Origin of the sequence: Actinocrispum wychmicini, from assembly GCF_004345645.1 — a bacterium.
GTDB lineage: Bacteria > Actinomycetota > Actinomycetes > Mycobacteriales > Pseudonocardiaceae > Kibdelosporangium > Kibdelosporangium wychmicini.
Genome location: NZ_SLWS01000002.1, coordinates 699045 through 724983, shown reverse-complemented (window position 1 = coordinate 724983; position 25939 = coordinate 699045). Strand labels below are relative to the sequence as shown.

Genomic DNA, 25939 nt, shown 5'->3' with positions numbered 1-25939 from the left:
TCGACCGGACTCCCGGCCGACAGGGACGGCACACCCAGGCCACCCGGGAATTGTTCCCGGATCACCGCTTCGGCCTTCATCGGCCGCCGAGTGTATCGGTGGCTTTCCGGCCGGTGATCACGGTGACGGCAGGGGTCGAGGGCAGGTCCGTGCCCTGGATGTCGGCGAGCCCCACGTCCGTGAGCCAGCCGTGGTACGTCTCGACCGAGTGCACCCGACCGTGCCGCGTCCGCAGGTACAGCGACAGCTCGTACATGGCCGAAGTCACGGGTTCGACGATCGCGAGTACCCCGTTTTCGGCGAGAGCGGGCGTCAGCCGCGAGATGAGATCACGGCAGGCGTCCGCGTCGAACAGGTGGCACACCTGCGCGAGCACGATCAGGTCGTACGAGCACAGTTCGATCGAGGTCTCGAACATGTCCCCGGAGACGAACTCGTAGCGGTCGGCCAGGCCGGCGCGGGCCACCGCCCGGCGCGTCGCGGGCAGCACGGCCGGCTGGTCCAACGCGGTCACGCGGCAGCCCGGGTTCTTCGCGCTGTACGCGATGGTCCACGGTGCCGCCCCCGCGCCGACGTCCAGCACGCGCTTCGCCTCCGGGAGCACGGCCGCGGCGTGATGCGCGGCCGACGGGTGGGTGTCGTTGACCGCGACGTCGTACACCAGCTCCCCGGTCCGTACCGCCTCCGGCAGGTGTTCCCACGTCGGGAGCATCGGATGTAGCGCGGCCAGTCCAGTCAGCACCGGCCTGTACCGACCGTCCGGCAGCCGCTCGACGAACCCCGTGGACTCCAGGGCGGCCAGGACGACACGGACCCCGCGCTCGGTCGCGCCGCACGTACGCGCGAGTTCCGCGGGCGCGGCCGGTTCGCGGTCGATCCGGTCGAGCAGGCCGAGACGGACGGCCGTCGAGAACGCGGCGACCGTTCCGGCCGCGTTGGACAGGGTCGTGAAGGGGGTGCTCACGCCTCCACCTCCACGACGCCGCGCGTGCCGTCCACGGTCACGACCTGGCCGTCGCGCAGGATCTGGGTGGCGTAGCCGGTAGCCACGACAGCTGGGACGCGGTGCTCGCGCGCGATGATCGCCGGGTGCGACAGCGTGCCGCCCGCGTCGGTGACGATCGCGCCGACGGACGGGAACAACACCGACCACGACGGCCGCGTAGCCGCACAGACCAGCACGTCACCCGCGTGCAGCTTGTCGAACTCACGCTCTGAGGCGATCACGCGGACCGGGCCGCGGTACCGGCCCGGCGAGCCGGCGATCCCGGTCAGGGTCGTGGCGGGCGCGGTCGGCGTCCGGTTGCTCAGGTCCGCGGCCAGCACCTGCTCGGCGACCAGGTGCATGGCGTCCACGCTGGCGCGCACCGCCGAACGCAGCCATCGGGTGGACGGCGGCGGGCCGGGATCCCTGCCGTACGTGGGCGGGCCGGGGTTCGCCAGCGCCCATTCGTGCTCGGCTTTGCGCAGCGTGACCAGGGTCTGCCTGCCTTCGTGGTCGCCGAGCGCGTCGAGCGCCTCGGCCAGGCTGAGGAAGAACACGTCGTCCCCCTCGTCGAGCTGGCCCCGCATCTGCAGTCGTTCGCCGACCTCCAGGACCGCGTACCGCATCAGGGCTATCGGCGCGTCGCCGGTGAAGAAGACGTTGTCCTCGCGGACCGGGTAGGCCTTCACGGCAAGCGCGAGGGCCCGCTCGAACCGAGCCAGCTTCTGGCCTTTCAGCGCTTTTCGGGCTTGTGCGGCCGCCTCGGCGCGGCGGTCGGCCAGCGCGGCTTCGTCCGTGGCCGGGTCGTAGCCGGCGCGGACCTGGTCGCGCAGCTGCGCCCACAGGACGGCCGGCAGTTCGCCGACGGTCGGGTCGGCCATCTCCAACGTCAGCGACCGGCAGCCGTAGACCCGGAGATACTGCTGGAACTCCGGGCTGTCCGGGGACTTCCCGGCCAGCGCGGAAAGGCGCCGGGCCGGCTCGCTGGACCGCGCGGACAGGCCGGCGAGCAGGCTGGTGACCTCGGGCTGACCCCAGCCGAGCAGGTCACGGCACACCGCTGACAGCTCGCCCATGGCCAGCCAGTGCGCCACGTTCACCCGGAAGTGGGTACGCAGGCCGTCCTCGGCCAGGGTGAGCGCGTCGGCGACGTGGGCGATGAGCTGGGGGTCCGGCATCGAGCCCGAGTCGGCCGCGCGCACCACCGCGATCCGCCGCTCGAACAGGTCTCGCTGCTCGGCGTGCCACGTGTCCACGACTCGCTCGACGTACCCGGTCCGGGCGACCAGACGGCACCGGCGCACCCGCGTCCGGGCCTCGGGGGACAACCGCAGCAGCAGGGGCAGCAGCCAGCCGGGTGGGGTGGCCGCGCCCGGCTTCGCGCCCACTGGCGCCATCTGGATGTACCGCCAGCCGCCGATCCCGGCGATCCTCGGTTCGACCAGCAGGCCGAAGTCCGTGCAGGCAGCCGCGAACATGTCCGCGTTGTCGAACACCGAGTCCGTCATCGGGGTCACCGGCAACGGCATGTGGGTGTCGTCACGGCGCCAGAAACCGGGCGGCACCCGCACTTCGATCGGTACGTGCTCGAGTTCTTCGGCGGACGTGCCGATCATCCCCCATTCCCTGTCCATGCCCCGAATGGTCGACCCACCCGCCGCCCGACCGCCATCCGTGGCAGCACGTAATCTCGCGGATGCCCGGTCGACCGGCTCACACGGGATTCTCGATCGCCCAACGCGCCAACGCGACCCGCGAGGTCAGACCCAGTTTCGCGTAGCTGTTCCGCAAATGCGACTCGACGGTCCGTTCGCTCAGGAACAGGCGCGCCGCGATTTCGGCGTTCGAAAGGCCCTCGCCGAGCAGCCGGACCACTTCCGACTCGCGCCGGGACAACGCGCTGGACTTCTTCGCGACCCGGACGCCCAGTGCCTTGGCGACCTGCCGGGCCCGGTCCGCCCACGGCGACATGCCGGCCCGGTCGAACACTTCCACACACGCCCGGACCGGGCCGGGATCGCGGGTGCGGTCCGCCCATTCCAGCCGGGCCTGCGCGGCGAGACCGACCGCGCCCATCGCGTCGAGCCGGTCGGCCGCGGACAACGACATCGCGGGGTCGCCGAGGAGCCCGGCGAGCCGGTCGGCCAGCGCGTCCACCAACGGCGCGTGGTCGCCGGCTGCGCGCAGCCGGACCGCCATCCCGGCGGCACGCTCGTCGTCGCCTGCGGCGAACGCGGCCATACCGGTGAACAACAGCCAGAAACCGGTCGCGATCGGGTCGTGCAGCCCGTCGGTGTGGTCCCGCAGCGCCCGCGCCTGCTCCGGCCGGCCGGCGTACAGGACCTGGAGGGTCCTGGCCGACCCGTACAGCGTCGCCAGGCCGGGCACTTCGGCAATGTCGGCGTAGACGCGTTCGGCCTCGGCAAGGCCCGTGTCCGCCAGGGCGTACCGGCCCAGTTCGAGGTGGATCAGGGCCTGGAACATCAGCATCCAGGACAGCATCCGCGGCCGGTCGGAGTGCCGTTCGAGGTCGAGGCCCTTGTCGATCTCGGTCAACGCGCCACGGACGTCTCCGGTGAGATACCGGCTGAGGCTGACGTAGTAGTGCGCGAACGAGTTGTACATCGAGTACTCGTAGACCGAAGGCGTGTCCCTGATCGACTCGGCGTACCGGATCGCTGCGGCCAGCTCCCCGTTGAGGGTGCTGATCATCTGCAGCTGGGTACGGGCGATCATGGGCAGCATCGTGGACAGCCGGCCGGGGCCGTACCCGGCCGCGAGGGTCGCCTCGGCCTCCCGGCGGGCGGTGTCCCAGTCGTAGTCCAGGATGGCGAGCGTGGACCGGCCGAGGTGGGCGGGGTGCCCGCCGTCCGCGACCAGCTCCTTCGCGCCCTGCCGAATCTGGCTGTTGTCGTTGCCGCGCAAGGCGAAGTGCATGCCGAGGACGGTGTACTCGGTGGCCAGCAGCGGATCCGCCGGCCGGCCCGCGTCATGGGCGATGTGCAGGTATCGCGCGGCACCGGCGGCGTCACCTCGTTCCGCCTCGAGCATCGCCGACCAGTACGCCATCGGTCCGAGCCGGTCGGTGTCGCCATCCCGTCGAGCCAGCTCGATCGCCTCGGCCCAGACCTCGCTCGCCTCAGCCAGCCGCGCCGCGCCTTGGTGCACGCGGCCCAACCCGTCGAGCAGCCGGATCCGCAGCGCCGGCACGGACGTCTCGGCCAGCGCGGCGGTCAGGTACCGGACAGCCTCGTCCGCGGCGTGGATCTCCAGGGCGCGCCACCCGGCCTCGGCCAGGACCCGGACGGTCCGGCCGGCGTCGACAAGATCGCCCGCGCCGAGATAGTGCGGTGCGAGGGCGAGCACGTCGTCCGGCCGGTCGTCGTCGATCGCGTCGGCGATGGCCGCGTGCAGGGACCGTCGCTCGTTCACGGTCAGCTCGGCGTACGCGACCTCGGCGTACAGCGGATGCGCGACCCGGTACGCGACGGTCCGCCCGACCACGTGCTCGGTGATCAGTCCACCTTGGACCAGATCGCGGACGGCGGCGTCGAAGTCGCCGTTGCCCCAAACGGTTCGGAGTAGTTCGTCGGTGCCCTCGTCACCGGCGACGGCGATGATCTCGACCAGGCGGCGGGCCGGCTCGCTCAGGCCGTGCAACCGGCCGAGGACCACGTCCCGCACGATGGTCGGCAACGTCCGACGGTCGACGGGCGCACTCGCCAACGCCGTGACGAACAGCGGATTTCCCCGGGCGCGCCGGGTCAGGTCGCTGAGGAACGCCGGTGGCGGAACGGAACCGAGGACCAACGCCGCCAGTTCGGCCACGGCCGAATCGGTCAACGGCGGGAGGGCCAACTGGTCACCGGGATCCTCCCGCCGGATGGCCATGGCGAGGTCCCGGAGCGGTCCATTTGGCTCGCGACAGGTAACCAGGACAAGGACATTGTCGGTGTTGCGACCCACGTAGTGGGCCAGCTCCACGGTGCCGAGGTCGGCCCAGTGCAGGTCGTCGACGAACAGCACGAGCGGCGCCAGCCGCTGGATCGCGGCCGTGACCGCCTCGAACATCCTGGCCTTCGCCAACGCCGGCTCGATCGCCTGGTCGCGGGGCCCGGCCAGGTCGGCGATGTCCTGGGACAGGTGCGGGCGCAGGGCTTCCACGATCGGCGCGTACGCGAGGCCGGCGTGCAACGGATGCGCTCGGCCTTCCAACGTGGTGGCCCCACGGGTTGTCGCCGCCGCAACGACTTCGGCGGCGAGCCGGGACTTGCCGATGCCGGCCTCGCCGGACAGCAGCACGATCCGGCCGGGCCCGGTCAGGCAGCGGTCCAGGGTGGCCAGCAAGGCGCGCAGCTCGGCGTCACGTCCGATCAGCCGAATCCCCATGTGCTCATTCTGGCGTAACGGTCCAGTGAGCAGTCCAGTCGGCCTGTCCTTTCCAGGCCCGGCACAGGGACGGTTGTGCCGGCCACCGGAACAGTCCGATCAGGACGGTGTCGGCCGGTTACCCGGCGAACCTGGCCATCAGCGTGAACTTCCCGGTCGGCCGGGTGGACCGGACCGGCGAGCGGACACCCTTCGGGTCGGCCTGCACCCCCAACTGGTCCAGCAGTGCCAGGTCGTCGCGGATGTAGTGGTGGGTGGCCAACCGGCCGTCCCTGCCTTCGTAGAAGTGGATCTGCTCCACGGTGACCTGCCGCCGGGTCGCTGCCACCCCGACGATCTCGCCGACGTGCACCCCGGTCAGCCGGACCCGCAGCACCACGGTCGACCCCTCGGCGACCAGGCCGAGCACCTCGGATCTCGGCTCGTCCAGGGCGGCCCGCAGCTGCCGGACGGCCGTCTTGTAGCCCTCCGGCCCCGGCGGCATGTCCCGTTCGACGAAGTCCGGCGTGAGGATCTCGTCGACACCCGACAGGTCGCCGCTGTTGAAGGCGTGGTTGAGGGCGAGGACGAGGTTCTTGTAGCGCGCGTTGGCCCCAGAACGATCGCTCATACCAGGAATCGTGCTCCGAGTCGGCCATTCGGGGTATCCGTGGCACTACGGAATCCACTACGTAGGCCACGTACGACGACGGTGTCACCGGGTCGGCGGGATCTGGTCGACCGCCGTGAACACCTGCTTCCCTTCGGTGCGGGCCTGCGCCACCATCTCGTCGGCGCCCACGGACGGCCCACCGACCCGCAGAACCGCGTCGCAGCGCGTGAGCAGCCTTCGTGCGATCGGGTGAAAAATCTCGTCGAACGCCGGATCGCCGACACGGTCCGAACCCGCCATCTCGATCAGTGGCAGCGCCAGCGCCTCCCCGGTGACCGGGAGGTGGCCGGCCCGGAAGAGCCGCAGCGCGGCCCGGTTCATGGCGGCGACGTTGGCCGCGAGCCGGCCCGGGTCGTCGCCGGTGCCGGACCGGTAGGGGCCGGCGACCAGGATCATCATGTGCTTCTCCTTATGTGGTGACCACTTCGACACTGGTGTCCCGAATGGCGTCGAGCGTCTCGTCCGGCCCGGGGTCGTCGGTGACGAACGTGTCGACGTCGGCGAGCCCGGCGACCCGCACGAACGCGCGGACCCCGAGCTTGCTGGAGTCGGCGACGACGATGGTCCGGTCCGCCCGGCATCGGGCGTGTTGCTTCACTGTGGCGTCGTCAGAAGAGAATTCGGACCAGCCGAGACCGGAATGCACCGCCCCGATGGACATCAGGAACCGGTCGAACCACAGCTCCTCGAGCATCCGCAGGGTCAGGTGGCCGACCAGGCTGCGTTCCCCGGGCCGCGACTCGCCGCCCAGCACCAGCAGGCGGATTCCGGGCCGGTCGGCCAACTGGTCCGCGGCCTGCAGCCCGAGTACGGCGACCGTCAACGGGGTCGGCAGGCTCGGCGCGAGCGCGGCCGTGGTCGTGCCGGCGTCGAGCAGGACGGTCATGCCCGGCTCGATCAGCCCGGCGGCCGTCACGCCGATGCGGTGTTTGGTGGCGGCCCGCCATTGCTGCCGGGCCGTGAACCCCGCTTCCTCGGCCGGGGCGGCGAGCGAGACCGCGCCGCCCCGGACCCGTCGCACCAGGCCCTGTGCCTGGAGTTCGTCCAGATCCCGGCGGACGGTCATGAGTGAGACACCGAGCCGGTCCGCCAGTTCGTTCAACGAGATCCGCTCGGCGCCGCGAACGAGTCGCAACGTGAGGTCGAGCCGGTCAGCAACTGCCACAGCTCGTTTCTACCACGCGTGTGTGAGATTTGGTAGATCGACTGTGAGATCAACGTGAGTCACGTGACACAGACCGGCATACAAACGGATGCATACGGTGGTAGTTCTAGAGGGCTGGCCACCGATCCGGGCGAGGGGACGCTATGCGGCAGTACCCGACGCACCAGTCCGTCCTCGCCTTCGACGTCGAGGGGTTCAGTGATCCCTACCGGGACGACAACGCGATGACCGCGGTGCGTGCCGGGATCTACCGCCTGGTCGAAGGAGCCTTCGCCGCGGCCGGAGTGCCCTGGGACGCGTGCACCCACGAGGACCGCGGCGACGGGGCCATCGTCATCGTTCCGCCGGACGTGTCCAAGGTGCTGCTGCTGGATCCGTTGCTCGGCAACCTCAACGCCGCGCTCGTCGACTACAACCGGGACGCGCGGCTGTCCGAACGGATCCGGCTGCGGCTCGCGCTGCACGCCGGTGAGGTCGGCCGGGACGAGCACGGCTTGTCCGGCACCGATGTCATCGTGGCGTTCCGGCTTCTCGACGCGGAGGAACTCAAGGGAGCGCTGCGGCACTCACCGGTTCCGCTCGCCGCGATCGTGTCCGATTCGATCTACGACGGGATCGTGCGCCATCGGTACCGCGGCATCGACCCCTCCACCTACCACCCGGTGTCCGTGCAGGTGAAGAAGAGCCGGCTGCACGCGTGGATCCATCTGCCGGGGACGTCCACACCGCCGGTGATCGAGCGGTCGGCCACCCCGGAAAGCGACTCGCCGCGCCAGTTGCGGCCGGCGATGGCCACTTTCGTCAACCGGAAACGGGAACTGCGGACGCTGGACCAGGTCGGCCGGACCGGGCGGCTGGTGGTGCTGGTCGGCCCGCCCGGGGTGGGCAAGACCGCGTTCGCGTTGCACTGGGCGCACCGCGTCCGGTCCCGGTACGACGGCGGCCAGTTCTACGCCGACCTCGGCGGACCGGGCCGGCCGGTGGCGCTGGCCGAGGTGTTCGGCCGCTTCCTGCGGGCGTTGGGGGTTGCGCCGCAACGGGTTCCGGTGGACCCGGACGAGCAGGCGACGATGTTCCGGTCGCTCACCGCGGGCCGGCGGTTCCTGGTGCTGCTCGACAACGTCGCCTCGGCCGACCAGGTGCGCGCGTTGCTGCCCGCGTCGGCGGCGAGTGTCACGGTCGCGACCAGCCGGACCCAGTTGGGCGGGTTGATCGCCGAGGGCGCGCGGTTCGTCGCGGTCGAGCGGCTCGGTGTGGGCGACGGCGTGGAGTTGCTGTCCAAGGCCATCGGCGGGGTGCGGATCAAGGCCGAACCCGAGTCCGCGCGGGAACTGGTGGCGTTGTGCGGCGGGCTGCCCATCGCGTTGTGCGTGGCCGCGGCCCGGCTCGTCTCTCGTCCTAAATGGACTGTGGAGAAGGTGGTGGCCGACCTGGTGGACGAACGGCGGCGGCTGGCCCGGCTCAGTTTTGGTGACGATCTCTCTGTCAAGGCGGTGTTCGACGTGTCCTACCAGGCGCTTTCCCCACCGGCGGCCCGGCTCTACCGGCTGCTCGGGCTGCATCCCGGTCCCGACTTCGACATCCGGGTCGCGGCCGCCGTCCTCGGCGCCCCCCGGGCGGAGTGCGACTACCTCGTGGACGAACTGCTGACCGCCAACCTGCTCGAAGAGGTACGGGAGGACCGGTACAAGTTCCACGACCTGATCCGGCTGCACGCGGCCGAACTCGCCGAGCAGGAGGACGGCCGGTCAGGTGTGCGCCGGATCCTGGACTGGTACCTGGACAGCGCCACCGCAGCCGGCCGAATGGTCACCCCGCATCGCCGTGGGCTGCGCCGGGACATCGAGTACGTGCCGGTCGAGCCGGCCCGGTTCGACGGCCACGCGGACGCGTTGGACTGGCTGGACCGGGAGCGCGTCAACCTGTTCACCGCCGCGCGCGTCGCGTTCGAATACGGGATGCCCGCGATGACGTGGCAGCTGGCCGACGCCATGTGGGGCCTTTTCCTGTTCCGCACGCACTACCACGACTGGATGCAGTTCGACCTGCTCGCGGTCGAGGCCACCCAGGACGGGCCGGACCGGGCCGCCGAGGCCGAGGCGCAGGACCGGCTGGGGCTGCTGTTCCACGCGTTGGGCCGCAACGAGGAAGCGTTGGCGCACATGGGCAAGGCCGCCGAGATCTGGCGGGAGCTCGGGGAACGGCATCGGATGGCCAGCTCGACCGAACGGTTCGGGTTCGCCTACCTCGACCAGGGCCGCGCCGAACTCGCGATCGAGCACTTCACCCGGGCCCTCGCGGGCTACCGGGACGTCGGCGAACAGCGGAGTTCCGGCCTGGCGCTGATCAGCATCGGCCGCGCGCTGATCGAGTCGGGCCGGTTCGTCGAAGCCGTCCCGTACCTGCGCGACGCCCAGGAGGAGCTGGGGTCGTTGCGGCCGCCCGACCCGTACAACTCGGCGCGGGCGATGCTTGCCTTGGGACGCGCGGAAACCGGCGCGGGCGAATGGGACGCGGCCCGCGCGCTGCTTGAGGCGACGCTGATGGCCATGCGGGACGTGGAGTCGCCGCTCGGTGAGGCGGACGCGTTGTGGGCGTTGGGGGAGCTGCACGAGCGGACGGGCGAACGCGCCGAGGCCCGGCGGTTCTACCAGCGGACCGAGGAGATGCTGACCGAACTGGGCAACCCCGGGGTCGACCGGGTGCGGGCCCAGCTCGCCGCGCTGGGGCCCGCGTGAGTCCTCAGTGTCCCGCGGGACACTAGTGGTCACGACCGGAAGTTCGTCGGGGGTCTCGACGGCCCAGCTTCCCGCTGGCCGCACGGCCGAAAGGCCCAAGTACAACCCGGTACGAGAACCTTCCGGCCGCACGCCCAGCGGAAACCTGGATCCGCCGAATACCCCCAACGAACCTCCGGTCGTAACCACTAGTAGTCGGGCAGGTCGAGTTCGGTCCGGGCCATCGGGTCGACCCGCGGGGGCAGGTCGGGTTCCGGCAGTCCGATGAGGCGGTACAGCGCCTTCCGCACGACGAGGGCGGATCGCCCCGGGTGCGCGGAGATCCTGGCCAGCGCGACGTTCTGTTGGGCGTCCCGGGTTTGGCGGGCCATGGCCAGCTGGTCGGGCAGAGGCTCGTCGGTCAGCCGCGGGCAGACCTCGGCCAGTTCGGCGATCAGGGACGTCGGCGCGATCTCGTCGGGTGAGTAGTGGCTGAGCAGGACTGGCACGCCGGCCGCGGCGGCGTACGAGGTCAACGAGGTGTGGTCGCCGATGAAGACGTCCGCGGCCGCCAGCAGCGGGCGCCAGTCGACGCCGGGGCCGATGAAGTCGAGGCCGGCCTCGTTGGCGTCCCGCATCCAGGCCCTGATCTGCCGCGGGCCGTGTTCGTACCACGCGGCCGGGTGCATCGTCATGATCATCTTGTGGTCCGCGGACAGCTCGGTCAGCAGCCGGTTCGGCAGGTCCCGGAACTTGGCGAGCAGCGACTCGCCGCCCCACGTGCTGCCCAGTGCCACCAGGGTCTGCTTGCGGCGGACGCCGAAGTCGAGCCGGTAGCGCTCGCGGTAGGCCCCGGCCGCCATCAGCCGGTCGAAGGCCAGGTCGCCGCCGACGATCGCGGTGTGCGCGACCTCGGGGCACTGCTGGATCAGCACGGCCAGGTCGGCCAGGTGCGGCAGCAGCACGCTGTCGAACACCGGCCGGCCGTCGCGGTCCAGCAGGGACTCTCGGTCCAGGCCGTAGACCGGCGGGTTCTCGTGCGCCGGCCAGGCCCAGCTCGGGTACCGCTTGCCGTAGCCGCACCCGTGCGGCGCGGCGAACTTCCGTTTGGCCTGCAGGAACTCGACCTGGTGCAGGCTGGTGGTCAGCGCCAGGTCGTAGGGCCGTTCCAGGGCTTGCGCCCAGGGCACGACCGACACCCGTTGCTTCTCCAGCAGCTGTTCGGTGCCGGTGTTGAACCGGTCGGGCGCGATGGTCCATTCCAACCGGACCCGGGGGTCCGGCTCGAGCAGGGCGGCGTAGTCGAGCATGCGCATCATGCTCACCGGCGTGTGCACGACGGCCGCGACGGTCACTTCGGCGGGCAGCGTCTGCCACCTGCCGGGCTGTGGTTGGGCAGGCTCCTTCACGACGCCGCTCGCAGGTCGAGAGGTACCCATGGCACCGGGAAGACCGGGGCGTCTTTGGGGTGAACCTGGCGGGTAGGTGCTGCGTCGGGGTGGCCACATGGGGTACACATGTCGGGCAACCATCCTTCACTTGGACGTGGGGCGGTTGTTGTCAGTTGTTGCGGACGGCCTCTGGTGGGCAGGGGTCGTCCGCTTTCTCATGGCCGTACGTGAAAGTTATTCACATATGTGCGGGTGCGGGTTCGTCACTCGGGAAAGTGGCGAGGACATCGTCGATGATCCGGTCGGTGTCGGACTTCGGCGACGAGACGGACTCCAGTTCGTAGAAGATCTCGACGAACTCGGCGGCCTGCTCCGGGTCGTTCGGGACAAGCTCGTCGCGGTGGGAGTACTCCAGCAGGACGGCGTAGTCCTCGTCCTCGTAGGGAAACTCGAACACGGTGAACGCGCCACGCATGCCGATGTACGCGCCGATGCCGAACCGGGCCACCTGGATGCTGATGTTCGGCCGGTGGTTGAGCTCCTTCAGCCGCTCCAACTGGGCGCGCATCACCTCGGGGCCGCCGACCTGGCGGCGCAGGACGGCCTCGTCGACGATGAAGAACAGCTTGGGCGGGTCGTCCGTCACCTGCAGCAGCCGCTGCCGCTCGAGCCGCAGGTCCACGCCCATGCTGGTCTGCTCGGGCGTGGTCGGACTGATCTCGATCATCGCGCGGGCGTACTCCCGCGTCTGTAGCAGGCCGGGCAGGGTCAGTACCTGGAACTGCCGCAGCACCTTGGCCGACGCCTCGAAGCCCAGGAACGTGAGGAACTGCGGGGGATGGTGTTCGCGGTACTTGTCCCACCAGGCGTTCTGGCGGCTGCTCCTGGACACCTCGATCAGTTCGTCGACGCGCTTGCGGTCCGTGACGCCGTAGTGCTGCAGGAGGGCGATGAGATCCGTCTTGGAGATGCCCACCGCGCCGGTCTCGATGCGGATCAGCTTGGACACGGACCACTCGAGGGCGTCGGCGACGTCCTTCTGGAACATGCCCGCGTCCTCCCGGATCTGCCGCAATTCCGAGCGCAGCCTGCGCTTCTGGATCACGGGGTTCGCCCCCTGGCTCATGGTGCTCTCTCTCGTCGGGTTGCTTGAGGGTGGTGTCAATCTGCCACGTGGCACAATGATAGCAGTCGAGAAACCAAATGGCATGCCGCCGACTGTCGAAAAGTTACGTCTCGACTCGCGATGTGCAGAACGCGGACCGTCAGACTGTGACCCGGCGCATAGTGACCCGGCGCGTGGTGACGTGTCGCAGTGCGAGCAGTCATCCCGCGAGTGGGCGCAGTTCAGCGATGCTTCCCGCCGCGATCGCGCCGGGAAGCATCGCCGGTGAGTGTGTTATCGCTGGTCGACCAGCAGTTTCCAGCTGGCGGACGGGAAGGCCAGCCGTGGTCCTTGGCGGTCGCGGGAGTCGCGGACCAGGATCGTCGCCGCCGTTCGGGCCACCTCCACGCACGAACTGCTGCTACTGCTGCTGGCGGAGCTCTTGACCCAGATAAGGCCGGCCGGCTCGATCTCGACGACATGTGGTTGCGCTTGCTGTCCCACTTCATGCCCTCCCATCGGGACCGGCAGAGCGCAGGGAAGCCCCATCGACGCGCGCGAACGCGCGAACTCCCGCCCCGGTCCGGATACTTAGCCTAGGTATCCGACGCCGTGGTCAGTACCGCCGAGCGGGGTGAGATCACTTCCACCCCAACGAAAGCCGAACACGTGGATCTTTCACCGGATCACTAGGATGAGCGGGTGGCCATGACGGGTCCGGCGGAACGCGAGCTCGACCGGGTGGGGCTGCGGTATGCCGTGATGATCCGCTGTGCCGTGGTCGCGGTGTCGAGCCTGGTCACACTGGTGACGACGACCGCGCGGCAGCCGGCTATGGCCGCGGTGGTGATCGTCGGCTTCGTCGGGTGGAACCTGGTCTTCACGTACGGCATGATCCGGCGGCGCCGGCCGTGGCTGATGCCCGTCGATCTGGTCGTGGTGGCAGGGGTGTGTCTGGCGCAGGTGTGGACGGCCGTGCCGGGGATGCGTGTGGACCGCGTCAGCTGGGTGCTCGCGGCGGCGTCGATCATCGTTGTCGCGTATCAGTTCCACGCGCCGGTGTTGCTCGGCGCGGTGGCGACGGTCGTTGTGCTCGTCGCGTATCTGACAGGGGCCGTGCTGGCGAAGGTGCAGGACTGGACGTTCGCCGTGCCCATCGGGTCATGGGTCGCCGTGGAGGCGGCGCTTGGCCGTGGGTTGTATTTGTTGGTCAGGCGCGGTGGACGACGGGCTGACAGGGAGTTCGCGCGTGGGGCGCAGGTCCGTCGCGAGGCCGCCGTGGCCACCGCGCGGCGCGCGGACGAACGGGAGTACCTGGCGGCGTTGCATGACACGGCGTCGGCCACGCTGCTGATGGTGGGCGCGGGTGTCGCCGCCAAACCGGAGGCGTGGCTGTCCCACCAGGCCGTTCGGGATCTCGACGTGATCAGCGGCCAGACCGACCCGGTGGACGGCGAGGTCGACCTGGTTCCGATGCTGCGGCATGCCGTCGAACACGTTCCCCTGCGCGTCGACTGGCGACTGCCGGCGAACGTGACTTTGCCGGCTGTGGTGGCGATCGCGTTGTGCCGTGGCTTGCGGGAGGCGTTGACGAACGTCGTGCGGCACGCCGGTGTGGACGCCGCGGAGGTCGCGGTCGTCGACAACGGGGAGCTCGTGGCGGTCAGCGTTCGGGATCACGGCAGGGGATTCGACCCGACCCGGATCAACGGGCACGGCTACGGCCTGACCGCGTCGATCACCGAACGGATGACACGGATGGGCGGCCGTGCGGACATCACCAGCGCGCCGGGCGAAGGCACCGAGATCCGGTTGGAGTGGCCCCATGAGCCAGCCTGACCACGCCAGGGAGGTCGCCGCCCGGTACATGCAGGGCATGCGCTGGAGCGCGGCCGGGATCGCGCTCGTCGTCCTGTACGGACTGGAACTGCCGAAGCTGCTGGGCAACTGGGACACCTACCGGCCGGCGGCGGTCCAGGTGGCCGTGATGGCGGTGCTCACCTTCGTTCCGTTGGTGGCGTGGCGGGACGACGTGGTGCAGCGGTGGCGGTGGCCGTTGATCGCGCTCGTGCTCGCGGCGTCGGTCGCGGGGACAGTGACGGTCGCGTCCGCCGACCGGCTGGGTACCGCGCACTGGTCCGACGAGGTCGTCGGCTATTCGCTGGTGCTGTTGAGCTTGGACCAACGGCCAGGACGGTTCGCCGGCCTGCTCGCCGCCCACTACGTCCCGGCGTACGTGCTGGCGCTTGTGGACGGGCCGGTCGACGTGACGTTCGCCGGGGTCGTGAACACGACGGTCATCACCTCCGCGTTCGAGGTGGCGGTCGTGCTGTTCGCGAACGCGTTGCGCGCGGTGGCGTTGTCGGTGGCGCGGGTGGCGGGCGAGGAGGAAAGCGTGCGAACCACAGAAGCCGTCGCCGACCAGCTGCACTCCGATCGTAAGGACCGGTACGCGGCATTGGCCGACACGACCGCGCCGCTGTTGCGTGGGCTGGGATCCGGGGACCTGGATCCGGGAGACGAGGCGGTCCGGCGGGCGTGCGCGATCGAGGCGGCCCGGATGCGGCGGCTGTTCGGCGATGCGACGGTAGGACCGGACCCGCTGGTGGACGAGCTGATGGCGTGCGTCGGACTGGCTGAGCGAAACGGGGTGTCGGTGCGGTTCTCGCAACGCGGTGACCGGCCGCCGGTGCCCACACCGATCCGCCGCATGCTCACCGAGCCCGCGGTCGCCGTCCTCGCGACGGCCCGCGGCGACGTGCGGCTCACAGTCGTGGGCTCGGACGGCGACGTGACCGTCAGCGTCGTGGCTCAGGCGGCCCCACGGGACGTGCCGATGGTGGAGAACGACGAGATCACGACGTCCACAGTGGTCAACGGCGACCGGCTGTGGGTGACCGCGACGTGGAAGGGCCGCCCATGACGAGCGTTGTGGTGGTGGACGACCATCCAGCGGTGGTCGCCGGCATCCGCGCGTGGTGCCAGACCGCCGACCCACCCATCGAGGTGCTGGACTACGGGCCGACCGTGGCCGTGGCCTGGCTCGAACCCGGCGACCGCGCCGACGTCGTCGTCCTCGACCTGCAACTGGACATCACCGGCCCGGCCTACGGGGACCTGAAACGCCTGGTCGACGCCGGCCGGCAGGTGGTGGTGTACACCATGCGCGAGGACAGGGACACCGCGCTGACCTGCCTGGACATCGGCGCGTTCACCTACCTGACGAAAGCCGAGGGCGACGAGCACCTGGTCGCCGCGATCGAAGCCGCCGCGCACAACCAGCCGTACACCCCGCCCGCCCTGTCCGGGGCGTTGGGCACGGACACCCGCGCCAACCGGCCGAAGCTGACACCCCGCCAGGTCGACGTGCTGCTGGAGTGGTTCCACTGTGAGTCCAAGGAGATGGTGGCCCAGAAACTGGGCCTGACCGTGAGCACGGTGAACGGCTACCTGGACCGGGTCCGGGTGAAGTACGCGAACGTCGGCCGCGAGGCTCCCACAAAAGCCGCCCTGGTCGCCCGCGCCATCCAGGACGGCATCGTGAGTGTCGACGAACTGTGAGTGGGGGTTGATTAGCTGTCATCGAGGTGGGTGGGGCTGGCTTAGCTTGGGGGTATGGCTACCAGTGGGATCCCAGTCGGGGTGATCGAAGATCATCCGCTGTACCGCGACGCGGTTGCCGGGTTGCTGGCTGACGCGTCCGGGATCGAGTTGGGCACTGTCGCCGGTTCGGTGGCCCAGTTCGCCGCGCGCAGGCGCGACGACGGCGGTGGTGTGGTGCTGCTCGACCTGCGGCTGCCTGGGCTGATGGGGTCGTCCGCGGTAATGGAGGTGGTGGGCATGGGGTACCGGGTTCTGGTGCTGTCCGCGCACTCCGACCAGGCCGAGGTGCTCGGTGCGATGGCCGCCGGCGCGAGTGGTTACCTCTCCAAGGACTGTGAGGCGGACGAGATCCTGCACGCGGTCTACTTGGTCGCCGAGGGCAACACGTACATGAGCCCGATGTTGGCGTCGCATGTGCTGGACGCGTTCGCCGACCGGGCCAGCCCGGCCATCGAACTGTCCACACGGGAGCGTCAGGTGCTGTCGCTGGTCGCCGCCGGCGAACGTGACCAGGACATCGCGGAGACCCTCGCGATCAGCATCCGGACCGTGCGGTCCTACCTCGACCGGATCCGGGACAAGACCGGCCAGCGTCGCCGGCCGGAGTTGACCCGGTACGCGATCGAGATGGGAGTCACGTACGGGCGCGTGCCGGCCTGATGGAGATCGCGATCATCGCCGTGCTGGCCGTGGGTGTGGTGGCCGCGTACGTCGTCGGCATCCGTCGCGGGCGGTCACAGGCACAGGTCGTTTTCAACCGGTACATCCACGACACGGTTCTGCAGGCGCTGGAAGCCATGGCGTTGCGCAGGCCCACGGACTCCGCTGACTTGGCGGAGTTCCGCAACATCGCGAGGGCTCAGGCGACTGCCTTGCGCCGTGGCATCGAGGAACCGCGCGGTGGCCGCCTGGTGGACGACCTCAATGTCCTGACCGCCGACTTGGCACGTGAGGGCTTGCGCGCCACGCTGGTCTCGGCGGACGTCGACGACATGTTGCCGGACGCCCGCCGGATCGCCGTACGGGACGCGACGCGGGAAGCGTTGCGCAACACGTTGAAGCACGGCGGGACCAAGCAGGTGACGGTCCGGGTGGAGGAACGCGACGGCGGCATCGCGGTGACCACCCGGGACCACGGCGTCGGCTTCGACATGGCCGAACGGCCGCGCGGGTTCGGCATCAAGGAGTCGATCATCGCCCGGGTCGGCCAGGTCGGCGGCCACGCCGACGTCGTGTCCAAGCCGGGCGGCGGAACCCGCGTCACCATCTGGGTGCCGCGTTAGGTCCAGGCATCCACTGCTTTCGAGACGTAGCCGGCGAAGTCCACCGGATCGCGGCCGAGCACCTGCCGGACGCCGTCGGCGGGCTTCGCGTTGTGTCCGGCGCGCAACACGGTGAACAACGCGTCCAGTTCGCTGACGAACGCCTCAGGCACGCCTGCGGCCCGCAGTTCGGCCTGGTACTCCGCCGGTGTCAGCTCCACGTAGTCGATCTCTCGGCCGGCTGCCTTGGCGATCGTCGCCACCGCCTCGCCGAAGGTGAACGCCTGCGGTCCGGAGATGTCGTACACCTGCTCGTGGTGGCCGTCCGAGGTCAGCAGGACAGCGGCGACGTCAGCGATGTCCTGGGCGTCGATGAACGGCTCGGGCACGGCACCCGTCGGGAGCGCCAGCCGGCCGGACCGCAGTGTGGCGTGCCACAGGTCCTCGCTGAAGTTCTGGCTGAAGTTGTTCGGGCGGATGATCGTCCACTGCACACCGGAGTCGCGCACGGCCCGTTCCGCGGTGGCCATGCCCTGGAAAGCACCTTCGGAAATGTGGTCCAGCCCGCGTGCGGACAGCGCCACGAACCGGCCGACCCCCGCCTGGACCGCCTGCTTGACGAAGTCCGGGATCGGCGCCGGGTCGTCCGGGGCCACCAGGTAGACGGCGGACACCCCGGCCAGTACCGCCGGCCACGTGTCCGGGTCCGTCCAGTCGAACCGCACCTCGCCCGACCGGGACGCGGCCCGGACCGGCTCGCCCGCCGCCCGCAGGGTCCGCACCAGTCGCCGTCCGGTTTTGCCTGTCGCTCCAAGAACCAAGATCATGGCACTGAGTCAACCGCCACCGGCCAGGTCCGGACATGGCCCGAAGTCCGCGGACCATGTCCATTCGTCCGGATCGCTATCGTGAAGGACATGGACCCGTTCGACGATCTGCTCCGGGGTGTCCGCGCCGACGGTGTCCGCTTCGGCCGGACGGAACTGTCGCCGCCGTGGACGCTGCGGTTCGACGACGAAGCGTCGCTGACCATGCTCACCCCGCTGCGAGGCGAGGCGTTGCTTACCCACGGCGGCGACGAGAAACCGGTGCAGGTAGGGGACACGGTGATCGCGCGCGGACCCAGCCCGATCGTCGTCACCGACAAGCCGGGCGCAGCGCCGGACGACCGCGCGGTGCTCCTGGTCGGAAGCTATCAACTGCGGGGCAAGGTGGCGCAGCGGCTGCTGGGCGTGCTGCCACCCGTCCTCGTGGTGCCGTGCGCCGAGGACTGCACTCCGCTGCTCGCCTTCCTGGACTCGCACGTCGCCGCCGCGCCGTCGGGGCAGGCCCAGGACCGCCTGCTCGACTGGCTGGTGGTGTGCACCCTGCGCACGTGGTTCGACCAGCCGGAGGTCGTCGCGCCCGGCTGGCTGCACGCGTTGAGCGACGACGCGATCGGCCCGGTGCTCAGGGCCATGCACACCGCGCCGGACAAGCCGTGGACGCTGGTCACGTTGGCCCGTGAAGCCGGAGTTTCGCGGACGACGCTGGCGCATCGGTTCGGCAAGCTCGTGGGTGAGCCGCCGTTGACGTACCTGACCGACTGGCGGATGACGTTGGCCGCCGACCTGCTGACCGAGTCCGCCGCGACCATCGCCACGGTTGCGCGCCAGGTCGGATACGCGGACGCGTTCGGCTTCAGCGCCGCCTTCAAACGGTTCCACGGGATGAGCCCCAGCGAATACCGCGACCACGTAGCCGTGTGCTCGACGGCCTAACTTGGCGGCGCGAACGGTGAGTCCGGGCCGAACTCCTGTGGGGGCGGCGCTGCCACGGGCGGCGGCTGCATCTGTTGGGACATCTCACGGTTGCGTCGCTCGGCCAGCACAGCGATGAGGTAGTCGTACGGTGGAACACCGGGCGGGATCGGCGCGCCCAGGTGGTTGCTGACGTCCACGGCGAGCCGATAGCCCAGCGAGGCGGCGGCTTCGTAGCGCAGTTCGTGCACCCGGCCGAGGTACTGGCGGACGGCCAGGGCGAGGTCGTTGGGCAGGGCGGCCACGTGCAGTTCCGACGCCCAGGCGGCGAGCGGTGGCGGCATCACCACGTACGGCACGCGCTGCTCGGGCACCCGTTCCCGGATCACCAGGGTGCCGGCGAGCATGTCGCCCACGCGCTGGCCCTTCTTCGACGACATCGACACGATCACCGCGACCGCGCCGAGCACGCCCAGTGCCCAGAAGTCCACGAAGAACCCGGCCAGGCCGCGGACCAGGGCCTGGCGGAACCGGATCGGGCCGCCGTCGACGCGGACCACCCGCAGGCCCAGCGCGATCTTGCCGACCGTCCGGCCCCGGGTGAGCGTCTCCATGATCACCGGGTAGCCGACCACCACGAGCACGATGGTGAGCAGGGTGACCGCCGCGCTCAGGGCCGAGTCGAAGCCGATCAGGCCGCCGAGGATCAGCAGCAGCAGCGTGATCCACAGGGTGAAGCCCTGGATCAGCACGTCCAACGCCATGGCGAGGCCGCGGCTGGCGACCCGCGCCACCCGCAGCTCCAGGACGACGGCTTCGCCGCTGACGAGATCTGACACGTGCACCCCCTGGTCAATGCGGAATAGTACGGGGCGTGGACGTCGACGTGTTCGTGGCGGCGCATCGCGCCGAATGGGACCGGCTGGGCCAGCTGGCCCAGCACGCTGGGCGGGTGCGCGGGCCGGAGGCCGACGAGTTGGTGCGCCTCTACCAGCGGGCCGCCACCCACCTGTCGATCGTGCGGACCGAGGCGCCCGATCCGGCGCTCGTCGCCAGGTTGTCGACGTTGGTGGCCAGGGCCCGGTCGGCGATCACCGGGACCGACAGTCCCGCGTGGCGTGAGTTCGGGCTGTTCTTCGCGCGCCGCCTGCCGGCCGCGCTGTACCTGGGTGGACGATGGTGGGTGCCCACCGCGCTGGCGTTCCTCGCGGTGTCGGGCCTGATCGCGGTCTGGGTGGCGACGAACACGGACGTGCAGGGCAGCATCGCCGCACCTGAACAGATCCAGCAGATGACGAAGCCGGGCGGCGCGTACGAGGCGTACTACTCCAGCAATCCCGCGGGCTCGTTCGCGGCCGAGGTGTGGACCAACAACGCGTGGATCGCCGCGGGGTGCCTGCTGCTCGGTGTCCTACTGGGCGTCCCGGTGGTGTTCCTGCTGTGGGGGAACGCGCTGAACCTCGGCGTGGGCATCGGCCTGATGACGGCCGCCGGCCGGGGCGACGTGTTCCTTGGTCTGCTTGCCCCGCATGGACTGCTTGAGCTCACAGCGGTGTTCGTCGCGTCGGGAATCGGACTGCGGCTCGGGTGGACGGTGATCGACCCACGCGGCCGGACGCGCGCGGAAGCGTTGGCCGCGGAAGGGCGTTCGGTCGTCGCGGTCGCGCTCGGGCTGGTGTGCGTGCTGGCCGTCTCCGGGGCGATCGAAGCGTTCGTGACGCCATCCGGTCTGCCTACCTGGGCTCGCGTCGGGATCGGGGTATTGGCGGAGTTGTTGTTCCTGGCGTACGTGTTCGTCGTCGGCCGTCGTGCCGCGCGGATGGGCGAGACGGGCGACGTGGACGCGCGCTACGCGGAGGACACGCTGCCGACCGCGGTCTAGAGGCGGCCGGCGGCCTTCAGGGCGAGGTACATGTCCGCGAGGGCCGGCGCCAGTTCGTCCGGCGTGGCGTCGACGACTTCGACGCCGAGGCGACGCAGCCACGCCGCCATGTGCTGGCGTTCCTGGCGGGCACGTTCGGCCGCCGCACTGTCGAACACGGCTTCCGCGTCGCCGCGGGCGGTGGCCATCTCAGCGATCCGCGGGTCGGCGACGCTGGCCAGCAGCACCAGATGCCGCGACGTCAACGTCCGCAGCACCGGCAACAACCCTTGTTCCAACGGATCCGGGTCCAGTGCGGTCAACAACACCACCAGCGACCGGCGACGGGTGCGGCGGAGCACCTCGGCGGTGACACCGCGGGCGTCCGACTCGACCAACGCGGGTTCCAGCCTGGCCATGGCGTTCACCAACGCCGGCAACAACTCCGACGCGGACATCCCCTGCACACTCGCGCGGACCGTGCGGTCGTACGCGATCAGGTCGACCCGGTCGCCCGCGCGGGACGCGAGCGCGGCGAGCAGCAGGGCAGCGTCCATCGACGCGTCCAGGCGGGGAATGTCGCCGACGCGCCCGGCGGACGTGCGACCGGTGTCCAGCACCAGGATCAGGTGGCGGTCACGTTCCGGACGCCACGTGCGGACCATCACCTCGGGCGAACGGGCCGTGGCCCGCCAGTCGATCGACCGGACGTCGTCACCGACCACATAGGACCGAAGCGAGTCGAACTCGGTGCCCTGGCCACGAACCAGGCTACGCAGCCGGCCGTCCATCTCCCGCAGCCGGGCCAGCCGCGCGGGCAGGTGCCGTCGGCTGGCGAACGGCGGCAGCACCCGCACGGTCCACGGCACGGAATGTGATCCCTGCCGTGCGGCCACACCAAGCGGTCCCACGGCACGGACGGTCACGCGGTACGCCATGCGGTCTCCGCGTCGAGTCGGGCGCATCACGGTCGTCACGGTCTGCCGCCCGTTGCCGGCGATGTCCACGCGGTGCCGATCGGACGCGCCCGCGCTCGGCGGCCACGCGTCGCGCAGGAGCCCATGGACCCGCGCGCGACCCGGGTTGTTGATCGTCAACGTCACTTCGGCCTGTTCCCCGAGACGTACCAACTTGGTGCCACCACGGGAGAACACGAGCCCGCGCACGGACCCGGCGAGCGCCAGGTCGACCAGCACCAGCGCCAGGATCGCCAAGGTGACCAGGCCGATCCCGGCCCACGACGGCACGAGGAACCCGACGACCAGGGCGCCGACGAGGGCGAGCAGGCCCGCGCGGCCGGTGAGTGCCATCAGCGGGGAACCGGCACGGCCGCCAGCACACCGTCCAGCACGCCGTCCGCTGTCGTGCCTTCCAGTTCGGCCTCGGGCCGCAGCTCCAGCCGGTGCCGCAAAGCGGGCCGTGCCAACGCTTTCACGTCGTCGGGTGTCACGTACTCGCGGCCGGACAGCCACGCCCACGCACGCGCGGCGGCCAGCAACGCCGTCGCACCACGCGGGGATACGCCAAGACGGATCGCAGGAGAGTTCCGCGTCGCACGGCAGATGTCCACGACATAGCCGATGACGTTCTCGTGCACGGTCAACGACCGTACAGCCGCGCGTCCGGCGTCCAGGTCCGCGCGGCCCGCGACCGGCCGGATGCCGGCGCCGGCGAGGTCACGCGGGTCGAAGCCGTGCGCGTGCCGGGTGAGGATGCCGATCTCGTCGTCTCGGTTCGGCGTCGGCATGGTCAGCTTGAGCAGGAACCGGTCCAGCTGTGCCTCTGGCAATGGGTACGTGCCTTCGTACTCGACCGGGTTCTGGGTGGCGACCACGATGAACGGATCCGGCAGCGGCCGGCCGGTGCCGTCGATCGAGACCTGGCGTTCCTCCATCGCCTCCAGCAGCGCCGACTGGGTCTTCGGCGGCGTCCGGTTGATCTCGTCCGCGATCAGCAGCGACGTGAACACCGGGCCCTCGCGGAACGCGAAGTCGGCCTTGTGCGGGTCGTACACGATCGAGCCGGTGACGTCCCCGGGCATCAGGTCCGGGGTGAACTGGATCCGCGTGCACTTGAGGTCGAGCGCGCCGGCCAACGCCCGCACCAGCAGCGTCTTGGCCACCCCGGGGACACCTTCGATGAGCACGTGCCCGCGGCACAGCAAGGCGATGATCAGGCCGGTGACCGCGGCGTCGTTGCCGACGACCGCCTTGCCGACCTCGGCACGCAACGCGACGAGCGCCGCGCGGGAGTTCTCCGTCATTTCGTTCGGACCTCGTTGGTCAGGTTGTCCAAGGCGTTGGCCAAATGGACAAGGGCTTGCTCGGTCGATGGCGGCGGCCCGTACAGGACCGGGTGGATCTCGGGTCCGGGCCGGCCGGTGCGTTCGGCGACCCGCTCGACGACGGCTGCCGGGGAGGCGTCCACGGCGAGGCCGAGCATGGGCAGCAGACGGCCGACGGTGGCCTGCCGCAGCGCGGTGGCGGCGTGGTCGGTGGCGCGGGCGCGGCGGTACAGCCGGGCGCGGCCTTCGGTGGTCTCCGCGGCGCGGACGACGATCGGCAGCGGCTCGGTGACCACCGGTCCCAGCCTGCGGCCGCGCCACAACGCCAGCAGGACGACCGCGATCGCGGCCATGATCAGGCCGTACTTCCAGCCACCCGGCACCAGGTCGAAGAAGCTCCGCGAGCCCTGCTGGCCGGCCGCCTCGGACAGGCTCGGCATGTACCAGACCACGCGCGGATGCGGGCCCAGCAGGTGCAGGGCGAGCGCGGCGTTGCCGTCCTCGTCGAGAACGTCGTTGGTCAGCGGTGTCCCGTCGCCGAGGACGGTGATCTTGCCCGCCGACACGAGCGTGCCGCCGTAGCACGTGGTGGGCCCGTGGTACGAGACGCCGCCGATCCGCGCGTTCCCGGCCGTCCTGGCGGCGTCGAACGCGCATTCGGGCTCGCGGGTCTGGACAGTCACTGTGGCGCGCACGTCGACGCCGGACAGCACCTTGCGCAGCGCCTCGCCCTGGGGGCCGACCAGGACACTGTGACCGGCCGCGCCGACCAGGTCCGCCAGCCGGTCCGGCGGGACCCAGTCCGGTCGGGCGACCAGCAGCGTGGTGTCGCCGGACACGGCCGCCGCGGCCCCGGCCACAGTGTCCACACGGGACACTTGAACCCGGTAGTCCTTGAGGAGCCGGGCGATCGCGCGGCTGCCGTCCGGCGTGACGGACTCCGGCTCCAGCGAACCGGCCTTGTTCGACCCGCTCAGCAACATGATGACGATGGCCGCGGCGATCACGATCGCGCCGACGATGACCGGGCCACGGGCCGAACGCCAGATCCGGCGGGCGCTCGGGTCCAAGACCGAAGACCTGCTTGCAGGGTCGAGCATCGATGCCGTTGACGTCATGCGCGCACGCCGTCCAGGGCCAGGTCGAGATCCACCAGCTCGTGGTAGCCCGCGAGGGTGGCCGGGTGGCCGCCGTACCAGACGTCGTCGAACATCAGCGCCGCCGACCGCAAAGCCGTCGCGTGCGGGGGAATCCTGGCACCGGCCTCGCGGGCCAGTTCGTCGACGGTCCGGCCGGAACGCTCGTCGAGCACACCGCGTTCCTCAAGCCCACGCGCGATCGCCCGGAACCGTTCGCGGACCGCCTCGGCCAGGTCGCCCCGGGCGACGGCTTCCTCGGCGGCACGGCGGTGATCCGACGCGGACAACCGCTTTCCGGCGAACACGGCACCGCTCGCGGTCCGGGTCATCCGCCCGGCGCGGGTCCTGATCACCACGATGACCGCGATGATGATGATCAGCCCGAGGAACCCGCCAGGCACGAACTGGTTGACCGCGTTCAGCAGCTCCATCAGCCGCGCGACCAGCCAACGCAGCGCGCGGTCTATCCAGGACGGCGCGGCCTGGTGGTACGCCGGGTCGGACAGTTCACGCGTTGCCGCGTCTCGGGCCGCGTCGCGGCCGACGTCGACCGGGGTGTCGCTCATCAGGCCGGCTGGGCCGGGCCGGGCGGGGTGATGCCGGCCTGCCTGGTCAGCTCGATGTCCATGCCTTCCCGGCGCATCCGGCGGTCGATGTAGACCAGCGTGGTCACGCCCGAGACGAACGGCTGGGTGAGTGTGCCCGCGAGGATCCCCGCGACCGCGTTGAGCAGGATCGCCAGGCCCAGGTCCGGGACGGGCCCGGTGCCGGTCAGGTTGTACAGGCCGCCGGACAGCAGGTTGACCGGCAGTTCGATGATGTACGACAGGATGGCGGCGAGGATGGTCGCCAGCAGCAGGATGCCGCACGTGCGCCACCACGCCCCGCTGACCAGGTCCCGGGAGCGGCCGAAGGCGCCGCCGACCTTGGCGCCTTCCAGGATCAGCGCGGTGCTGGTCAGGCTGAACAGGACGTACAGCCAGATCCCGGGGACGAGGAAGCCGAACGAGGCGCCGACCACCATCAGCGTGTACAGGACGCTGGCGCCGAGCAGGGCGCCGACGCGGGGCTTCACGTGCTGCCACGTCTCGCTGAACGAGACCGACTGGCCGAGGACGGCCTTGCCGACCACGACGGTGAGGAACCCGGTGAGGAACGCGCGGGCCAGTACCGCGATCACCAGTGCCGGGATGGCCACCACCAGCGTCGCCCGGAAGGCGTCGAACGCCGCGTCCAGGTTGGCCTGAACGTCGTACTGGTCCGCCGGCAGCCGGACCACCAACAGGTCGGTCTGGAACCGCACGTACAGCAGCACGCCGAGGGACAGCAGCGCCGACACCGTCTCCACGAGCGCGGACACACCGAGCATCTGCTTGGGGTACGTGCGGATCGTGGTGACCGCGCCGTCCAGGATCTCGCCGAGACCCAACGGGCGCAGCGGGATCACGCCGGGCTTGGGCACATACCTCGGCCCGTAGTACTGCTGCGGCGGGGGCGGGGCCATCGGGTACTGCGGCAGGGGATCCTGCGGTCGTTGGGACTCCTGGTCCGGCGCGGACCAGTCGTTGCTGTCACTCACGTTGGCGTCCCCCCTGGGTGGAGTCCCTGGTCAATGGGCTTCACCTTAGGGGCAGCCGCAATCGTGTT

24 protein-coding genes are annotated in these 25939 nt (G+C 70.4%); 8 read left to right on the top strand and 16 right to left on the bottom strand.

Going from position 1 to position 25939, the window contains the following annotated elements:
• Nucleotides 1-76: 76 nt before the first annotated feature.
• The 6 genes from EV192_RS11735 to EV192_RS11710 form a co-directional block, all read right to left on the bottom strand.
• Entirely contained in the window at nt 77-964 is an 888-nt protein-coding gene (locus EV192_RS11735; protein WP_132114276.1) for a methyltransferase, read from the bottom strand.
• Nucleotides 961-2619, bottom strand: a complete 1659-nt coding sequence (locus tag EV192_RS56785; protein ID WP_132114274.1) for a PEP-utilizing enzyme — start codon at nt 2617-2619, stop codon at nt 961-963. The genes EV192_RS11735 and EV192_RS56785 overlap by 4 nt, the downstream gene beginning before the upstream one ends.
• 79 nt (nt 2620-2698) lie before the next feature.
• The gene (locus tag EV192_RS11725; protein ID WP_132114272.1) at nt 2699-5374 is read right to left on the bottom strand and encodes an ATP-binding protein; all 2676 of its coding nucleotides are present in this window, start codon (nt 5372-5374) and stop codon (nt 2699-2701) included.
• A 118-nt stretch (nt 5375-5492) separates the two neighbouring features.
• Nucleotides 5493-5984 (bottom strand): ester cyclase, encoded by a 492-nt coding sequence (locus tag EV192_RS11720; RefSeq protein ID WP_132114270.1) that lies wholly within the window; start codon nt 5982-5984, stop codon nt 5493-5495.
• A gap of 84 nt (nt 5985-6068) precedes the next feature.
• Complete coding sequence (locus tag EV192_RS11715) at nt 6069-6425, bottom strand: DUF4406 domain-containing protein (protein WP_243726785.1); 357 nt, start codon at nt 6423-6425, stop codon at nt 6069-6071.
• Nucleotides 6426-6435: 10 nt separating this feature from the next.
• Nucleotides 6436-7191 (bottom strand): DeoR/GlpR family DNA-binding transcription regulator, encoded by a 756-nt coding sequence (locus EV192_RS11710; RefSeq protein WP_132114268.1) that lies wholly within the window; start codon nt 7189-7191, stop codon nt 6436-6438.
• A gap of 143 nt (nt 7192-7334) precedes the next feature.
• Between EV192_RS11710 and EV192_RS11705 the strand changes: the two genes are divergently transcribed.
• On the top strand, nt 7335-9929 hold the full coding sequence (locus EV192_RS11705) for an ATP-binding protein (protein ID WP_132114266.1): 2595 nt from the start codon (nt 7335-7337) through the stop codon (nt 9927-9929).
• A gap of 188 nt (nt 9930-10117) precedes the next feature.
• Here the strand turns inward: EV192_RS11705 and EV192_RS11700 are convergent, their stop codons facing one another.
• From EV192_RS11700 to EV192_RS11690, 3 genes are all read right to left on the bottom strand, one after another.
• Complete coding sequence (locus EV192_RS11700) at nt 10118-11317, bottom strand: hypothetical protein (protein ID WP_132114264.1); 1200 nt, start codon at nt 11315-11317, stop codon at nt 10118-10120.
• Nucleotides 11318-11537: 220 nt separating this feature from the next.
• On the bottom strand, nt 11538-12425 hold the full coding sequence (locus tag EV192_RS11695; protein ID WP_165960340.1) for a helix-turn-helix domain-containing protein: 888 nt from the start codon (nt 12423-12425) through the stop codon (nt 11538-11540).
• A 273-nt stretch (nt 12426-12698) separates the two neighbouring features.
• Complete coding sequence (locus EV192_RS11690; RefSeq protein ID WP_243726784.1) at nt 12699-12908, bottom strand: DUF397 domain-containing protein; 210 nt, start codon at nt 12906-12908, stop codon at nt 12699-12701.
• Nucleotides 12909-13112: 204 nt separating this feature from the next.
• Here EV192_RS11690 and EV192_RS11685 point away from each other — a divergent pair, with 204 nt between their 5' ends.
• Genes EV192_RS11685 through EV192_RS11665 form a run of 5 tightly spaced genes read left to right on the top strand, consistent with a single transcriptional unit; the run spans nt 13113 to nt 17290 of the window.
• On the top strand, nt 13113-14243 hold the full coding sequence (locus EV192_RS11685) for a sensor histidine kinase (protein WP_243726827.1): 1131 nt from the start codon (nt 13113-13115) through the stop codon (nt 14241-14243).
• Entirely contained in the window at nt 14230-15327 is a 1098-nt protein-coding gene (locus tag EV192_RS11680) for a hypothetical protein (RefSeq protein WP_132114256.1), read from the top strand. The genes EV192_RS11685 and EV192_RS11680 overlap by 14 nt, the downstream gene beginning before the upstream one ends.
• Entirely contained in the window at nt 15324-15965 is a 642-nt protein-coding gene (locus EV192_RS11675; protein WP_132114254.1) for a response regulator transcription factor, read from the top strand. The genes EV192_RS11680 and EV192_RS11675 overlap by 4 nt, the downstream gene beginning before the upstream one ends.
• A gap of 54 nt (nt 15966-16019) precedes the next feature.
• The gene (locus EV192_RS11670; protein WP_132114252.1) at nt 16020-16667 is read left to right on the top strand and encodes a response regulator; all 648 of its coding nucleotides are present in this window, start codon (nt 16020-16022) and stop codon (nt 16665-16667) included.
• Nucleotides 16667-17290 carry a sensor histidine kinase gene (locus EV192_RS11665; RefSeq protein ID WP_132114250.1) on the top strand — a complete coding sequence of 208 codons (624 nt, stop codon included), beginning with the start codon at nt 16667-16669 and terminating at the stop codon, nt 17288-17290. The genes EV192_RS11670 and EV192_RS11665 overlap by 1 nt, the downstream gene beginning before the upstream one ends.
• On the opposite strand, the gene EV192_RS11660 is transcribed toward EV192_RS11665, so the two are convergent.
• The gene (locus EV192_RS11660; protein ID WP_132114248.1) at nt 17287-18096 is read right to left on the bottom strand and encodes an NAD(P)H-binding protein; all 810 of its coding nucleotides are present in this window, start codon (nt 18094-18096) and stop codon (nt 17287-17289) included. The two genes, EV192_RS11665 and EV192_RS11660, sit on opposite strands and share 4 nt — an antisense overlap.
• Before the next feature lie 90 nt (nt 18097-18186).
• Here EV192_RS11660 and EV192_RS11655 point away from each other — a divergent pair, with 90 nt between their 5' ends.
• Nucleotides 18187-19029, top strand: coding sequence for an AraC family transcriptional regulator (locus EV192_RS11655; protein ID WP_132114246.1), 843 nt, complete (start codon nt 18187-18189; stop codon nt 19027-19029).
• Here EV192_RS11655 and EV192_RS11650 read toward each other — a convergent pair.
• Nucleotides 19026-19847, bottom strand: a complete 822-nt coding sequence (locus tag EV192_RS11650) for an RDD family protein (RefSeq protein WP_424923351.1) — start codon at nt 19845-19847, stop codon at nt 19026-19028. The two genes, EV192_RS11655 and EV192_RS11650, sit on opposite strands and share 4 nt — an antisense overlap.
• A 35-nt stretch (nt 19848-19882) precedes the next feature.
• On the opposite strand from EV192_RS11650, the gene EV192_RS11645 reads away from it, so the two are divergent.
• Nucleotides 19883-20890, top strand: a complete 1008-nt coding sequence (locus EV192_RS11645; protein WP_132114242.1) for a stage II sporulation protein M — start codon at nt 19883-19885, stop codon at nt 20888-20890.
• Here EV192_RS11645 and EV192_RS11640 read toward each other — a convergent pair.
• The 5 genes from EV192_RS11640 to EV192_RS11620 are packed head-to-tail and all read right to left on the bottom strand — an operon-like array spanning nt 20887 to nt 25871.
• The gene (locus EV192_RS11640; protein WP_132114240.1) at nt 20887-22179 is read right to left on the bottom strand and encodes a DUF58 domain-containing protein; all 1293 of its coding nucleotides are present in this window, start codon (nt 22177-22179) and stop codon (nt 20887-20889) included. The genes EV192_RS11645 and EV192_RS11640 overlap by 4 nt on opposite strands.
• Nucleotides 22179-23132, bottom strand: coding sequence for an AAA family ATPase (locus tag EV192_RS11635; RefSeq protein ID WP_132114238.1), 954 nt, complete (start codon nt 23130-23132; stop codon nt 22179-22181). The genes EV192_RS11640 and EV192_RS11635 overlap by 1 nt, the downstream gene beginning before the upstream one ends.
• Nucleotides 23129-24271, bottom strand: coding sequence for a DUF4350 domain-containing protein (locus tag EV192_RS11630; RefSeq protein ID WP_243726783.1), 1143 nt, complete (start codon nt 24269-24271; stop codon nt 23129-23131). Before EV192_RS11630 ends, EV192_RS11635 begins: the two co-directional genes overlap by 4 nt.
• The gene (locus tag EV192_RS11625) at nt 24268-24858 is read right to left on the bottom strand and encodes a DUF4129 domain-containing protein (RefSeq protein WP_132114236.1); all 591 of its coding nucleotides are present in this window, start codon (nt 24856-24858) and stop codon (nt 24268-24270) included. Before EV192_RS11625 ends, EV192_RS11630 begins: the two co-directional genes overlap by 4 nt.
• Nucleotides 24858-25871 carry a DUF7847 domain-containing protein gene (locus EV192_RS11620; protein ID WP_132114234.1) on the bottom strand — a complete coding sequence of 338 codons (1014 nt, stop codon included), beginning with the start codon at nt 25869-25871 and terminating at the stop codon, nt 24858-24860. Before EV192_RS11620 ends, EV192_RS11625 begins: the two co-directional genes overlap by 1 nt.
• Nucleotides 25872-25939: the final 68 nt, after the last annotated feature.